Source organism: Aliarcobacter faecis (assembly GCF_013201705.1).
GTDB classification, from domain to species: Bacteria; Campylobacterota; Campylobacteria; order Campylobacterales; family Arcobacteraceae; genus Aliarcobacter; species Aliarcobacter faecis.
Genome location: NZ_CP053837.1, coordinates 1,971,912 through 1,986,158 on the forward strand (window position 1 = coordinate 1,971,912; position 14,247 = coordinate 1,986,158).

Annotated in this window: 19 protein-coding genes; 10 read left to right on the forward strand and 9 right to left on the reverse strand. The window is 26.4% G+C overall.

Annotated features, from left to right (window positions below; genetic code table 11):
* Positions 1–8 precede the first annotated feature (8 nt).
* From AFAEC_RS09890 to AFAEC_RS09925, 8 genes are all read left to right on the forward strand, one after another.
* Positions 9–485, forward strand: a complete 477-nt coding sequence (locus AFAEC_RS09890; protein ID WP_034216042.1) for a MotE family protein — start codon at positions 9–11, stop codon at positions 483–485.
* Positions 486–496: 11 nt separating this feature from the next.
* Positions 497–1,024, forward strand: a complete 528-nt coding sequence (locus AFAEC_RS09895) for a flagellar basal body-associated FliL family protein (protein WP_026805091.1) — start codon at positions 497–499, stop codon at positions 1,022–1,024.
* Entirely contained in the window at positions 1,024–1,452 is a 429-nt protein-coding gene (locus tag AFAEC_RS09900; RefSeq protein WP_026805090.1) for a hypothetical protein, read from the forward strand. The genes AFAEC_RS09895 and AFAEC_RS09900 overlap by 1 nt, the downstream gene beginning before the upstream one ends.
* The gene (locus tag AFAEC_RS09905; protein WP_026805089.1) at positions 1,442–2,149 is read left to right on the forward strand and encodes a flagellar basal body L-ring protein FlgH; all 708 of its coding nucleotides are present in this window, start codon (positions 1,442–1,444) and stop codon (positions 2,147–2,149) included. The genes AFAEC_RS09900 and AFAEC_RS09905 overlap by 11 nt, the downstream gene beginning before the upstream one ends.
* A 55-nt stretch (positions 2,150–2,204) precedes the next feature.
* Positions 2,205–4,091: a flagellar hook-associated protein FlgK gene (locus AFAEC_RS09910; RefSeq protein WP_026805088.1), complete on the forward strand. Its 1,887-nt coding sequence runs from the start codon at positions 2,205–2,207 to the stop codon at positions 4,089–4,091.
* Between the two features lie 20 nt (positions 4,092–4,111).
* Positions 4,112–5,425 (forward strand): flagellar filament capping protein FliD, encoded by a 1,314-nt coding sequence (fliD, locus tag AFAEC_RS09915; RefSeq protein WP_026805087.1) that lies wholly within the window; start codon positions 4,112–4,114, stop codon positions 5,423–5,425.
* A 77-nt stretch (positions 5,426–5,502) separates the two neighbouring features.
* Positions 5,503–5,859: a flagellar export chaperone FliS gene (gene fliS / locus AFAEC_RS09920; RefSeq protein ID WP_026805086.1), complete on the forward strand. Its 357-nt coding sequence runs from the start codon at positions 5,503–5,505 to the stop codon at positions 5,857–5,859.
* Positions 5,835–6,104, forward strand: coding sequence for a hypothetical protein (locus AFAEC_RS09925; RefSeq protein WP_026805085.1), 270 nt, complete (start codon positions 5,835–5,837; stop codon positions 6,102–6,104). Before fliS ends, AFAEC_RS09925 begins: the two co-directional genes overlap by 25 nt.
* A gap of 11 nt (positions 6,105–6,115) precedes the next feature.
* Here the strand turns inward: AFAEC_RS09925 and mqnE are convergent, their stop codons facing one another.
* From mqnE to AFAEC_RS09965, 8 genes are all read right to left on the reverse strand, one after another.
* Positions 6,116–7,177: an aminofutalosine synthase MqnE gene (gene mqnE / locus AFAEC_RS09930; protein ID WP_026805084.1), complete on the reverse strand. Its 1,062-nt coding sequence runs from the start codon at positions 7,175–7,177 to the stop codon at positions 6,116–6,118.
* Between the two features lie 9 nt (positions 7,178–7,186).
* On the reverse strand, positions 7,187–7,504 hold the full coding sequence (locus AFAEC_RS09935) for a hypothetical protein (protein WP_026805083.1): 318 nt from the start codon (positions 7,502–7,504) through the stop codon (positions 7,187–7,189).
* Entirely contained in the window at positions 7,494–8,147 is a 654-nt protein-coding gene (locus AFAEC_RS09940; RefSeq protein WP_026805082.1) for a carbonic anhydrase, read from the reverse strand. The genes AFAEC_RS09935 and AFAEC_RS09940 overlap by 11 nt, the downstream gene beginning before the upstream one ends.
* The gene (locus AFAEC_RS09945; RefSeq protein WP_034216040.1) at positions 8,134–9,237 is read right to left on the reverse strand and encodes an aminotransferase class I/II-fold pyridoxal phosphate-dependent enzyme; all 1,104 of its coding nucleotides are present in this window, start codon (positions 9,235–9,237) and stop codon (positions 8,134–8,136) included. Before AFAEC_RS09945 ends, AFAEC_RS09940 begins: the two co-directional genes overlap by 14 nt.
* Positions 9,238–9,428: 191 nt before the next feature.
* A complete protein-coding gene (locus AFAEC_RS09950; RefSeq protein ID WP_026805080.1) occupies positions 9,429–9,761 on the reverse strand; it encodes a YraN family protein in 333 nt (110 codons plus the stop codon).
* A gap of 2 nt (positions 9,762–9,763) precedes the next feature.
* On the reverse strand, positions 9,764–9,964 hold the full coding sequence (gene thiS, locus AFAEC_RS09955) for a sulfur carrier protein ThiS (RefSeq protein ID WP_026805079.1): 201 nt from the start codon (positions 9,962–9,964) through the stop codon (positions 9,764–9,766).
* A gap of 52 nt (positions 9,965–10,016) precedes the next feature.
* A complete protein-coding gene (locus AFAEC_RS09960; protein WP_051487441.1) occupies positions 10,017–11,021 on the reverse strand; it encodes an SAM-dependent methyltransferase in 1,005 nt (334 codons plus the stop codon).
* A gap of 26 nt (positions 11,022–11,047) precedes the next feature.
* Positions 11,048–11,779, reverse strand: a complete 732-nt coding sequence (locus tag AFAEC_RS09965; protein WP_026805077.1) for an OmpA family protein — start codon at positions 11,777–11,779, stop codon at positions 11,048–11,050.
* Between the two features lie 440 nt (positions 11,780–12,219).
* On the opposite strand from AFAEC_RS09965, the gene AFAEC_RS09970 reads away from it, so the two are divergent.
* Positions 12,220–12,372 (forward strand): hypothetical protein, encoded by a 153-nt coding sequence (locus AFAEC_RS09970; protein WP_164467001.1) that lies wholly within the window; start codon positions 12,220–12,222, stop codon positions 12,370–12,372.
* 98 nt (positions 12,373–12,470) lie between these two features.
* Positions 12,471–13,964 (forward strand): pyruvate kinase, encoded by a 1,494-nt coding sequence (gene pyk, locus AFAEC_RS09975; protein WP_026805076.1) that lies wholly within the window; start codon positions 12,471–12,473, stop codon positions 13,962–13,964.
* Positions 13,965–13,974: 10 nt separating this feature from the next.
* Here pyk and AFAEC_RS09980 read toward each other — a convergent pair whose 3' ends face one another.
* Positions 13,975–14,235, reverse strand: a complete 261-nt coding sequence (locus tag AFAEC_RS09980) for a hypothetical protein (protein WP_026805075.1) — start codon at positions 14,233–14,235, stop codon at positions 13,975–13,977.
* Positions 14,236–14,247: the final 12 nt, after the last annotated feature.

Here is a 14,247-nt window from a genome sequence, read left to right on the forward strand (position 1 = left end):
GAAAAGTTGTGGCTAGAATAATAATTATTTTTAATGTTTTTTTTGTTATTTTTCTAAATGCTCAAGAGACGAGCAGTTCATTAACTAGACAAAAACTTGAAGTTATGGAACTAAAAAAAGAGTTAAATACCTTTTACGAAGAAAAAGAGAAAGAGTATCAAGAAAATAAAAAAGAGTTAGAAGATATTTTAACTCAAATTGAAAAAGAGAAAAAAGAGATAAAAGCTCTTCATGATAGAAATGAACAAATTTTAAAAGAGATAAAACTCGAAATTGATACTAAAATAGCAAAAATTTATAATGCAATGAAAGCAAAAAATGCTGCAGAGATTTTTGATAATATGATTAGTGAGGGTAAAATTGATGATGTTTTTGCTATAATCTTAAGATTAAAAGAGAATAATGTAACACAAATATTGAAATTTATGGATATTTCTCACTCTTCTATTATTACTCACTTACTAGAAGATTATAAAAATAAGTAAAAAGGATAGACATGGCAGATGATAATGCAGAAGTAAAAAACCAAGGTAGTGGCAAAGGATTAATGATAGTTCTAATTGCATTAATTTTTATATTAATTATTGCAGTTGCAGGAGGGTTTTACTTCTTATATACTCAAACTTCAAACCTAAATAATAATCAAAATCCAGCTCAAACAGAACAAGTAGCAGCACCTACAAATGATTCTGGAAATTTTAAAGCAGATATAAATGATCTTGTTTTAAATCTTACAGATTCAAGAGGTAAAGAGAAACTGATGAAACTATCTTTTTCTATAAAAAGTAGCGAACCAACAATTGCTGCTATTGTAGAAGAGTATAAAGCTGAGATCATAGATGTTGTAATATCTCAAATTGGTGCTAGAAGTTCTGAAGAGTTATTAACTCTTGGAGGAAAAAATCTTCTAAAAGATGAACTTGTAAATGATATAAATGGTGTTTTAAACAAAGTTCCTGCTGAAAAGAAATTTGCAAAAGACAGTGTTAAAACAATTTTATTTACAACATTTGTAATTAAATAATGATAGTAGCTGTTAAAAGAAATAAAAACTTAAAAGCCATAAAAATAGTTATTTTTTCTATTTTTATGGCAATACTACTATTTTTTATATACAGTAACTACAAAATAAATCAAGAAGAGATAAAATTAGCTAACGAAGAGCAAGAAGTTATTAAAATAGAAGCGAATAAAAAAGACCAAGATAAACTTGATATTGAAAAAGCTATTTTATCTGAAGTAGAAAAAGCTGTTGAACTTGTGGGACAAGAACATATTCGAACTATAAAAATCATTGATAACAAAATAGTAATTGTTTGTGAACCAAACTCAAATCTTGAAGCCCTATTTGTAAGATATGGTGCAATGGCAATGATAAAAAAGACTTTAAATGAAACTGTAATTGCTGTTGATATTAATTTTATTTTAAAAAGTAGATTATATGAAAAATAGTATATTTTTAACTCTTTTAACATTTATTTTTGTATCTTGTAGTTCTCTATCTAAACCTACTTTAGAATTTGAGAAACCTGAAATTCAAACTCCAAAAAAACAACCAGAACCTAGAAAGAATAAAGGTTCTTTATATTCCGTTCAAGGAACTTCTTTATTTGCAGATAAAAAAGATTTACAAATGGGAGATATTATTCAAATTGTAATAAATGAAGATTTAACATCAAAAACAGATAGTAAAAGAGAATTAACAAGTGATAGAAATAATAATTTAGGTGGTGGAGTGTTTGCTGCTATAGATGGTGGAGAAATTGGAGGAGTTGTAGGTAGTGCAACTAATTCAGTCAATAGAAATCTTGGAATGAATTTTAATACAAAAAGTTCGACTTCTGATAAAGGAAAAGTAAAAACTCAAGTTTCAGAAAAATTTCAAACTACAATTTCTGCAATTATAGAAGAGACTTATCAAAATGGAAACTACTTTATCAAAGGGAAAAAAGAGGTTTTATTAGATGAACAAAAACAAACGATTATTATAAGTGGAATAATAAGACCTTATGATATAACATCTGATAATTCTATAAACTCTTCACAAATGGCTGATTTAAAGATTTTATATGAAAAAGATGGTGCTGAGGCTGATATTTTAGATACACCTTGGGGAACAAGATTACTTAGAAGCATATGGCCATTTTAAACTAATATTAAGAAATGTAGTTATATACTTTTATAAGATATAAAAAGGAGTAGAGATGCTAGGTACATTAAGTGTTTCACATACTGGTCTTAATGCTGCAAGATATGCTATTGATACTGTTGGGAATAACCAAGCAAATGCGAACACTTCTGGTTATAAAAAAAGAGTTGTTGGACTTAGTGAAATAGGTCAAGTAAATGGGATTATGACTGGTCGTGGTGTATATCTTGATGGTGTATATAGAGTTACATCTCAATATATGTATGATAAATTGATTAGTGAAAATTCAAAAAATACCTATTTTACAAAAATGTCAAATCTTATTGGTAGTGTTGAAGCAGTTTTTGTCGAAACAAAAGATGCTGGTTTTTCTGCTGATTTAAATAGATACTATCAATCATTAGAAAATTTAAGAACAAATCCATCATCTGAAATTTATAAAAGTGAATTAAAAAGAAATGGTCAAATTGTTGTTGATTCTTTAAAAAATCTATATACTACAATTGAAGACCAACAAAAATATGAAAAAACAGAGTTTAATACAAATATTGACAAAATTAATAATATTTTGAGTGATATTGCAAAAGTAAATGAAAAAATACAAAAAGTTGATACAGCAACAAATGATTTATTAGATAAAAGAGACCTTCTTGAGCTTGAACTATCACAATATGTAGATATTAAAGTAACAAGAGATAGTGATTTTTATGAGTTAAAAATTGGTGATCAAACTGTTATTAGCAATAATACAAATGTTCAAAAGATAAATGCTCTTGATATAAAAACAAATCAAATTGATAAATATAATTATGTAAAACCTAATGGTGACAATACATTTACTACCTATGATTCATTAAAATATAATGCTGATTATTCATCAAAGAATATTGATGCTAATGATATTGTAACTTTTAAATTAAATAATCAATATTCAGTTTCTGTAACAATAGGAAGTACTGTTCAAGCAGATTTAGGTGATGGAGCTGGTATTCAAAATGTTACAGTAGATGAAAATAATTTAACAAGAGTTATGGCATATCTAATAAATTCTGATGCAAATTTAAAAGGTGTAGTTACAGCATATAATGGTGATTATACAATTGATGCAAATGGAAATAAAATAACAAATAATTCTCAGGATAATTATCTTAGACTTGAATCAAATTTAACTGGAGTTGAGAATAGTTTTGAAGCTAGATTTAGTATTGAGAAAATTGATAATACAGATCCAACTATTGTAGAAAAAAGAGAATCTATTTATAAAAATGAGACTGAAAGTAAAGAAGCTAAATCAGATACAGGTATTGCAATATACGAACGAGAAATTAATATAAATAATGGTATTTTAAAAGCTCAAATTGAAAATTTAAGCAGTAGTTCACCAAACAATAAATATAAACAATATTTAGATAAATTAGATAATTTTGCTATGACTTTTGCCGATATTACTGATAAATATATAAAAGTAGATCAAGATAAATATATCTATGGAGAAGCTGCTAGTGATGAAAATTTAGGAAATATAACTACTATTGGTTTATTTACAGGAGCTAGTGTAAAAAGTTTAGAATTTAATGATAAAGTAGTAAATGATTTAAAGCAAGAACAACTTGATTATTTAGCAACTATTCAATGGAAAAGAGATTTAAATTTTGATGGGAAAGGTCAAGGAACACCAAGTTCAAATGAGGCATCTTTAACTGATTACTATAAAGATTTAAAAATTGCTGTTTCAGCTGATAAAGAGAGTAATGACTTTTTAAAAGAGACTCAAGAAGCTATATATACATCACTTGAAAGTTCTTATAATAATTTAGTAAAAGTTGATTCAAATGATGAGATGTTAAATCTTATGAAATTTCAAGCTGCTTTTAATGCTAATGCTCAAGTAATAACAGCAATAAACGAAATGATTCAAACAATTCTTGGAATGAGAAGATAATTTAATATAAGGAGAACAAAATGGCAACTGGAATATTAGGATTAGGTTCAGGACAAGCATCTACACTAAACAGTGACTTAATTGATAAATTAAAAACAGCAGAAAGAAAATCAACAGTAGAACCATTAGAAACAAAACTAGAAAATTTTACTTCTGAAAGAGAAGTTATGAGTAATATCTCAACAAAAGTTGATGAACTTTTAGCTGCTGTAAAAGTTTTCAGTTTAAACCAAACAACAGGAACAAATGCTTTTAATAGTAAATCAGCAACAACTTCAGGTGATGCTGTTCTATTTGATGCAGAGGATGTAAATGCTTTAAAAACAGGGTTTACAACAGTTGAAATTACTCAATTAGCACAAAAAGATGTTTGGCAAACAAGTGGAGACCCAATAGATAACTCTTTAAAAAATCAAAAAATAAATCAAGGTATTTTAACTATAAATGGTAAAGAATTTGATACTGCAAATTTTACTTATGAGGAATTAGTAAAAGAGATAAATAAAGAAGTACCAGGTGTTACTGCATCTTTAGCTAATATTGGAACTACTGGATTTAGATTATCAATTAAAAGTGATAGTACTGGTGAAGCAAATAAAATAACTATATCAGGTGATAGCTCTTTAGGTTTTGATAATGTTTTAAAAGCTCAAGATATGAAAATGAAACTTGATGGTGTAGATTATCAAAGTTCATCAAATAGTATGACAATAGATGGTTTAAAAATTTCTGCAACAAAAGTTGGAACTTCTACTATTAATATAGAAGAAGATAATTCACAATTAGTAACTCAAATGCAAAATTTTGCAAAAGCATATAATGAATTAAATGCACTTATTGATAGTGAGCTTTATAGCACAGATTCAAGTGTTACAGATAAAAGTGCTTTAAAAGATATTATGTCAAAACTAAAAAATAACCTTTTTAGTACAGGGAATAGTGATAAATCAATTTTTAGTTATGGTTTCTCTTTCAATGAAACTAATGGGGATTTAAAATTTAATTCTCAAGAGTTTGAAAAAGCTTTAAAAGAAGATAAACAAGGTTTACAAAATTTATTTACTGGGGTTCCTGAAAAACCAGGGATTGCAACACTTTTAGATGAAGCTATATCTATTTCTGGAGTAAAAAAGAATCTTCTTGATTATGATGTAAATATGCTTTCAAGAGAAGAGAAATTAAAAAAAGATAAAGAAACAGCAGAAAAAGCTCTTGATGCAAAATATGAGCAGATGTCTTTACAATTTGCCTCTTATGGAGCTATAATAAATCAGATGGAACTATCTTTTTCTGGTTTAAAAATGTTAATTCAGCAATCAACTGCAAGTAGTTAATAGGAAATGATTAATTTCACTTCCTATTTAAGGAAATTATTATATACTAACTCCACAAATTATTCTTAGGAGAATTTATGAGTATTGAAGCATACAATCAGCAAATAGCAATTTCTGATGACCCTTATATTTTAGTTTTAAAACTATATGAAGGTGTTATTAAATATCTATCTTTTGTAAAAAATGCTATTGATGATAATAATGTTGAGCAAAAATTCACATATATAAATAAATCTATTGCTATTTTTGATGAATTAAGAAATGTTCTTGATTTTGATGGAGGAGAAGTTGCATACTATTTAGATGGTTTGTATCTATACCAAATAGAGACTCTATTTGCTGCTGGGATTGATGATAATATCAATGCAGTTAATCAAGTTATGAAAGTTACTCAAGGATTAATAGACGCATGGAAAGAAGAAACAGGTCTATAAAAGCTTTAAGTGAATTAAACTATATTGATTCACTTGACTCTTTTGAAAAAGCAGATGCTTTAGTTATTTGGTGCCAAGACTATTTAATAACTTCAAAAATTGAAGATTTTGATTTAGAATTAGAAGATTTAAAAAGATTAGAAGAACTTTTTTATAAAAATCTAGATTTTTTAAAAGCTCATAAAGAGTATACAAAAGATGAGTTACAAAATCTTAGAAAAATGAAAAGATTTCTAAAAAACTAGTTTGGTAAAATTTACCAAACTTTTAGTTCATTATAAATACTGTCTCTTTCTACAGGAATAAATCCAGAATTTCTTATTAGTTCTACAAACTCATTTTGCATAATTCCATTTTTACTTTTTGCCCCTGCAGCACTTTGAATAGACTCTTTTTCAATAGTTCCATCTACATCGTTTGCTCCAAATTCTTGAGCGATTAAAGCCAATTTTACAGTAGAAGTTGCCCAATAAGCTTTAATATTTGGAATATTATCAAGTAAAATTCTAGCAACTGCATATGTTTTTAAAATCTCATTTGCCGTTACAGGCTCTTTTACTTTTAAATAGTTATTCTCTGTTTGAAAAACTAAAGGAATAAAAGCATTAAATCCACCTGTAATATCTTGCAAATTTCTAAGCCTTAAAATATGATCCACTCTATGTTCTCTTGTTTCAATATGCCCAAAAAGCATAGTAGCATTACTTTTTCTTCCTTTTTCATGCCAAAGTTTATGAATTTCCAGCCATTGAGAAGAAGTTACTTTTCCCCCGCAAATTCTTTTTCGTACCTTTTCATCAAAAATTTCAGCTCCACCACCTGGCATTGAATCAACACCACTTTCAATCATAGTATTTATAATATCTTCATAACTTAAATTATATTGTGTACTTAAAAAGTGAATTTCAGCAGCTGTTAATGCTTTTATATGAATATTTGGAAACTCTTTTTTTATTTTTTTAAAAATATCCATATACCATTCTATTCCTGTAGTAGGATTATGTGCTGAAACTATATGTACCTCTTTTATTCCATTTTTTGAAGAGTTTTTAACTGTTTGTAAAATCTCATCATGGCTTAAAGTATATTGATTTGGATTTTTTCTACTTGCACTATATGCACAGAATTGGCAAACATCCTTACATATATTTGTAGGATTTATATGTCTATTTATATTGAAATATGTCTTTTTTTGATGTTTTTTTTCTCTTATTTTATTTGCATAATATCCTAAAGTTATAACATCTAAATCAAAAAGTTTAACTCCATCTTCATAATCTAATCTTATATTGTTTTCCAATTTTTCAATTAAAGTCATCATATCCTCTTATTTACAATCTAAATCTTTTGTGTAACTATTATCTCTTTCATGGTGTAAAAATCCCATACAAGTCTGTTTTAAATCTTCATCATAAAAAGCTACTTTAAAGACACTACTTTTCATCTTTGTTTGCATATCTTCAACATTTAATTTATTTACAACTTTTACTTTTGATACATTTTTATACCCTAAAGTTGATAAAATTTCAACAATTTTTTGCTCTTTTAAAAACTGTAAAAATAAGAAGCCACATAGAGCAACTATACAAATTATAAAAATAATTATTATAGTTTTTCTAGGAAGTTCTCTTTTTTCATATGTCATTTCTAAACTCTTCTAATGGCTTAAAAGTACAATCGCTTCCATCATAAAACTCTATACTTCCATCTTCTATTTTATAGTACCAGCCATGAATTTCCAATGCACCTTCTTTAATTCTTTGTACAATATAAGGAAAAGTTAAAAGATTCTCCATTTGATATACAATTGACACCTTTTCAGTAGTTCTATAAATTTGCTCTTTATCTTCTTTGTTTAATGTTGCTAAAAGTGTATACTCTTTTGCCTTTTTACCAAGTTCTAACCATTTTTTGATATTTATAAGTTCTGGAGAATCCCCTAAATCTTTATAAAGACTCTTACAAGCTCCACAATGAGAATGACCACAGACAATAATATGTTTTACATTTAAAACATTTACAGCATACTCTATAACCGCACTACTTCCATGATAATCGTTATCTGGATTATATGGAGGTACAAAATTCCCAACATTTCTAAGTGTAAACATATCTCCTGGTTTTGTATCAAGTACAAGTTCAGGAGTAACTCTACTATCACTACAACCAATAAAGAGGATATCTGGATTTTGTCCCTCTTGTGATAGTTGTTTTAAATCTGTCTCATACTTTGAAAATCTAGCTTCTCTAAATTTTTTGTTACCTTTTATTAAATCATTTATTTGCATTTAAATCCTTTATTAAATTACAAGCTTTTTTTAACTCATTTGCCTTAATATCAACTTTAGCAATAAGCCGAATAATCGCTTTTTTAACTGTTGGTTGCCGTATAGCACCAACTAAGAAGCCATTTTCTTTTAAGATTTTTTGTATCTTTAAGACTTTTTTATTATCATCTACTATTATTGGAATAATAAGTGATCTTGAGTTTATTCCTAAATAGCTTTGGATTATATTTAAATTTTCTTTAATTTTTTGCCTTAATACTTTTTTGTTATTTATAATATATTTTAAGCTCTCATATCCTAAAGCTGTATCAAAAAGTGATGGAGCAGTTGAGTAAATAATTGGTTTAGCCCTATTTTGTAAGAACTCTATAATATTTTTATTTGCTAATATATAAGCCCCATAAGAGCCATAAGCTTTTCCTAAAGTCCCCATTTTTATATGATTTTTTTCTATTTTGATATTATAATAATCAAAAACTCCTAAAAGATTTTCTCCAATAACACCTGAACTATGTGCTTCATCAACAATTAAAATAGCATCGTATTTTTTAGCTAAATCAAAAATTTCTTTTTTTGCTAAATTCCCACTCATAGAATAAACACCCTCTATTGCTATGATTTTTCTTCCTTTAGAAAAACAACTTTTTAACTTCTCTTCCAAATCTTTTTCATCATTATGATTAAAAGTTATAACTTGTTTAGATTCTAGCAATTTTGAAGCTAAAATCCCACTTGCATGATACTCTTCATCTATAAAAAGAGTATCTCCTTTTCGAACCATTGCTTCAATCAAAGAGATATTTGCTAAAAATCCACTCCCAACAATTATTCCATTTTCAAAGCCATTTACTTTACAAAGTAACTTTTCAAACTTTTGGTGAATTTTTGAATAACCATTTACTAACATAGAAGCTTTTGGAGAGAAGTAGTGATTTTTTAAAACTCTTTTATAGGCTTTTTTTAAAAGACTTCTATTTTGTGCCAGGCCTAAATAATCATTTGAAGCAAGATCAAACAAATCTTTAGAAAAAACCTCTCTATTTCTAAAACGATTTGCTTTTCTTATACTCTCTAACTCTTTTTCGTACAAATATTTCTCCATAAATTATTAAAAATGATAGCAAAAAAGTGATATTAAGTAGGTTAAATAAAATAAATATAAAATTTTAATATAATGCTAGTTTTTTGCTATTAATATAAATTATAATTCTTTTGTACTACAAAATTAAGTATACAAAATGTCACTAAGGGTGTTTTTGCGACCTTCACCCTTAGTTTTTTTTATATAGTAATATTTTCTATTAATTCAATATTATCATCACTTATAATAATAGCATCTATACAAAAAGCCGTATCTATTTTTTTAATTTGTAGATAATAATCAACGCTTCTTTTTATTTTTGATAGCTTTTGAGCTGTTAAATTTGAAATTGCAACTTCATAATCTAAACCAGATTTAACTTCACAAAAGTGATAAATCCCATCTTTTTTTGCGATTATATCTATTTCTCCAAGTTTTTTTGCATAAAAATTTGTCTCAATAATAGTAAAATTACAATCTTCTAAAAAGGAAATTGCTCTTTTTTCAGCAAAATTTCCTTTTTCTCTACTCATATTTATCCACCACCAACAAAATTTAAAAGTTCTAAAATATCATTCTCTTTTGGTTTATAACTACTCCAAATATCTTTTTTTATAATATCCATATTCACAGCAGCAGCCATTACTTTATCTTCAATTTTTAACTCTTTTATAATCTCTAAAAGTGTTAAATTATCTTTAAACTCTAAATTTTTACCATTTACAATAATTTTCACAAATATCCTTTAATTTTTCAACTTTGATTATTTGAGGATTATACTTTTTGAGCTATTTTCTTATGCTTAAGCACTTAAATCTTTCAGCTAATTGACTTGGTTGTAACAAAATTTTTACTTTTTGTAGCTCTTTTTGGTAAATTCTTTCATCTACTTTTAATTTTAAAATCTCTAATAAATCTAAAATCCCAAAATCAATAAGTGCTTTTAATTGAGTTTTTAGTTCTATATCTTCTATTTTATTCTCTTTAAAACAATCAATTAAATAATCAAAATGTACATCATAAGTAATATCTGATTTTTTATATAACTCTTTTAAGTCCAAATTCTCTTCAAAAAAAGGATAAACTCTATGCTCTTTATAAATTCGAATACTAAAATCATCTCTTATGCTTTTTTCTCCATAATCAAAAGCTACAAACTCAAAGCTTTTTATATTTTTACAAAGTTTTGTTACAAACTCTAAATAACTTAAAGATATTTCACCTTTTTTTATACCATATTTTTTACAATGTTTTAAAATATTCTCATTTTTACAAGGTAAAAACTCTATTTGATGATTTTGAACAAAGGCTTGATTTAGAATATTATCTTTTGTAAATACCAAATCACAAGCAAATGAATCAAAAAGTTCATTTGAAATAACAAAAGCACTATCTAATTTTATATCCTCTAAAGTACTAAAGTGTCTAAATTTTATAGCATTTCCAAAAGAGTCAAAAAGATATTTTTTTTGAATATCTCTTAAGCTTTCATATTTTTCTAAAATTGCAAAATTTAAAGTTTGAAGTAATTCTGGTTTTAAAGTATATATAAATTGAATAATATCTGCTAGTAAATAACCTTTTTCAGCACCTATTTCTAAAATTGTAGAGTTTTTATTTAAAAAACCATTTTCAATAGCTAAAACTATTTTTTTTGCTATTGCTCCACCAAAAAATGAAGATACACTAACAGAGGTAAAGAAATCTCCTTCTTTACCTATATTTTTATAATTTGTATAATAGCCATCTTTTTCATATAGCCAAGAGTTAAAATATTCGCTAAATCTTATCATTTTGAAATTTTAGCAAATAAGCCCACTTATTTACAAACATCAATAACAGACTCTTGATTTGGATATAAATATACTTCCACTCTTCTATTTAGTGCCATATTCTCTTTTGAACTATTTGCAACTATTGGTTTATCAAAAGAGCATCCTCTTGAAAATATCTGATTAGTCGCACCATTTGAGTAGATTATATTTCCCACATTACTAGCTCTTTTTTCTGATAAAGTTTGATTATATGCATGTTTTCCTGAATTATCTGTATGCCCTACAACTTGAACCAAAGTATTTGGATAATTTTTTAATACACCATTTATTTTTGAGATTTTTTGACTTGCACTATATGTTGGAGTTGCTGAATTTACTTCAAACATCATATCGTCTCTAAACATTATTTTTACATACTTATCTGTATTTGAAACAATTAAATCTTGATTTGGATCCATTTGTGCATTTGGATTATTATTTACATTTGTATTTAAACTTTGTGCTACTTCTTTTGCTTGTTTATCTAAACTATATCCAATAGCCCCTCCAATTGCTGCACCTGCAACAGTACCAATTACTTTATTTCTACTTTTACTTCCACCACCAATATTATTTCCTAAAACAACTCCTGCAATTGCTCCAACAGTTGTTCCAATAATTGCATTTTGATTATTATCAAATGTTTCATTTCCTGTATTCATTGTAGATGCACAACCTGAAAGAAGTGCTACAACAGCAAGACTAGATATAATAGTTTTAAAATTTAAAATTTTCATAATAAACCTTTTTGTTATTTTTATGATTTTAACATAACAATAGTGGAATAATCGTTATCATGTCCAAATAAAGTTATTCTTTAAAAAGGTTAGAGTTAAAACATTTTTCATTATCTGTACAAATATATTTTGGTTTTCGACTTTGTTCTAAAATAGGATTTTGGTTTAAAAAAGTTAAATCTACTCCTCCAAGCTTGATTAAATTTTATATAATAACGTAATCTCTTCTTAAACTTTTTTCTAAGTTCTAGAATTTCATATTAGTGATTTTTAAAGTATAAGTTACAAATATTTTTCCAATATAATATTTGTTATATTTAGAATTTAGCTACCAATCTACATGCAATAAAAATAAAAGATGAATAATAGATAATAAAATCTTAAATAATAATGAACAAAAATTTATATAAAATAGATTATCCAAAATAAAAGGAAGAATTATGGAAATAGCTATGATATTAATATATGTTATTCTTTTTTCAATATCTTTATTTTTAAGCTTTGCTAGTGTGAAATATTTTATTACTATGTGGAAATTTAAAAATAGAAAAAAAGATGGAAGTGAAGATGATAATTTTAAAAGATTTGATTAGAAATTTATATAATTTACCATTTTATAAATATTTTATTGTAACTAAATAGAAACTATTATAGGTTATAATTACCCATTTTAAAAAATAGGAGATATTTTATGAATAAAAAAACAAAAATTTTAGCAACACTAGGACCAGCTAGTAATAGTTTAGAAATGATAGAAAGATTAATTGATGCTGGTGCAAATATGTTTAGATTAAACTTTTCACATGGAAGCCACGAGTATCATCAAGAGACTTTAAACAATATTCGACAAGCTATGGAAAATAAGAAAACAATTGTAGGAATTTTACAAGATATATCTGGACCAAAAATAAGAGTTGGTGAGTTAAAAGAGCCTTTTTTACTTGAAAGTGGAGATACTATAACTTTTGAAAAAGAGGAGATTATTGGATACAAAAAAGCTCCTAAAGAGTATGTAGTATCAATAAATTATCCAGATATTTTAGAAAAAATAAAAGTTGATGAGTATATCTATTTATATGATGGAATTATAAGAGCAAGAGTAATAGAAACAACTCCAAAAGTAAAAGCCCAAATCGAAAATAATGGAATACTATCAAGTAGAAAAGGGGTGAATTTTCCAAATACAGTTATAGATATTGAAGTTATTACAAAAAAAGATGAAGCTGATATTGCTTGGGGAGTAAAAAATAGAGTTGATTATTTTGCTATATCATTTGTTCAAAGTGCTAAAGATATGAGAAAAGCAAGAAGCCTTTTAGGAGATTACAAAGGTAAATTAATAGCAAAAATAGAGAAATTTGATGCTGTTTCAAATATTGATGAAATAATAGAAACAAGTGATGGAATAATGGTTGCAAGGGGAGATTTAGGAATAGAAGTTCCATATTATGATGTTCCAACTATTCAAAAAATGCTAATTAAAAAATCAAATGCAAAAGGAATCCCAGTAATTACTGCAACTCAAATGCTTTTATCTATGACACAAAATGAAAGAGCAACAAGAGCTGAAATTTCAGATGTTGCAAATGCTGTTTTAGATGGAACAGATATTGTAATGCTTTCAGAGGAGAGTGCAGTTGGTGAAAACCCTACAAATGTTGTTGAAACAATGAACAATATCATAAGCCAAACAGAAAAAATCTATAATCATGATAAAAGATATAATTTTACATATTTAGATGAGTTTGATGTAATTCAAGCAACAGTTACAAAACTAGCTGATGACTTAAATGCAGATGGTATTTTATCACTTACAAGTAGTGGAAATTCTGCTAGAAAAATGTCAAGATATAGACCAAAAACTCCTCTATTTACTTTTGCACATGAAAAAGAGACTCTTACAAGTTTAACAGCTCTTTGGGGAGTTCAACCAATAACAACAGTAAAAGAAGCTCAAGCATCTAAAATGATTCAAAAAATGTTAAGAAGTTTAGAAAAAAGAGAGTTATTAAATAAAAATGGACTATACATTTGTACAGTTGGTTATCCTGTTGGAATCCCTGGAAGTACAAATACTATAAAAATTTTAACTCCTAGTGAAATAGAGTTTTATCTAAACTTTAAAGAGAATAGAGAAAAAACAAAACAAGAGAAAAAACAGAAAATAACAGTTATAGATGAATAAAAGTAGAACTTTATAGTTCTACTAATTCTCTTTTAAATATCTCTTGATTTAATTTCTTAATTGCAGTTTGGTAAGTTTTCTCTATTTTTTCTTCATCTTCTTTTAAAAGAACTTTTATCTCGTCAAGAGTTTTTCCTTCTTCAAAAGCTATAAAAGTTTTATACTCTTTTTTTGTAAATTTTCTTTTTAAAATCTCTTGAAGTTCATCTTCAGATTTTAAAAATCCTACAAGTTTTACTATATGTTTTTTAATTGAATTCTCAAAATTCATAATATGGAATTT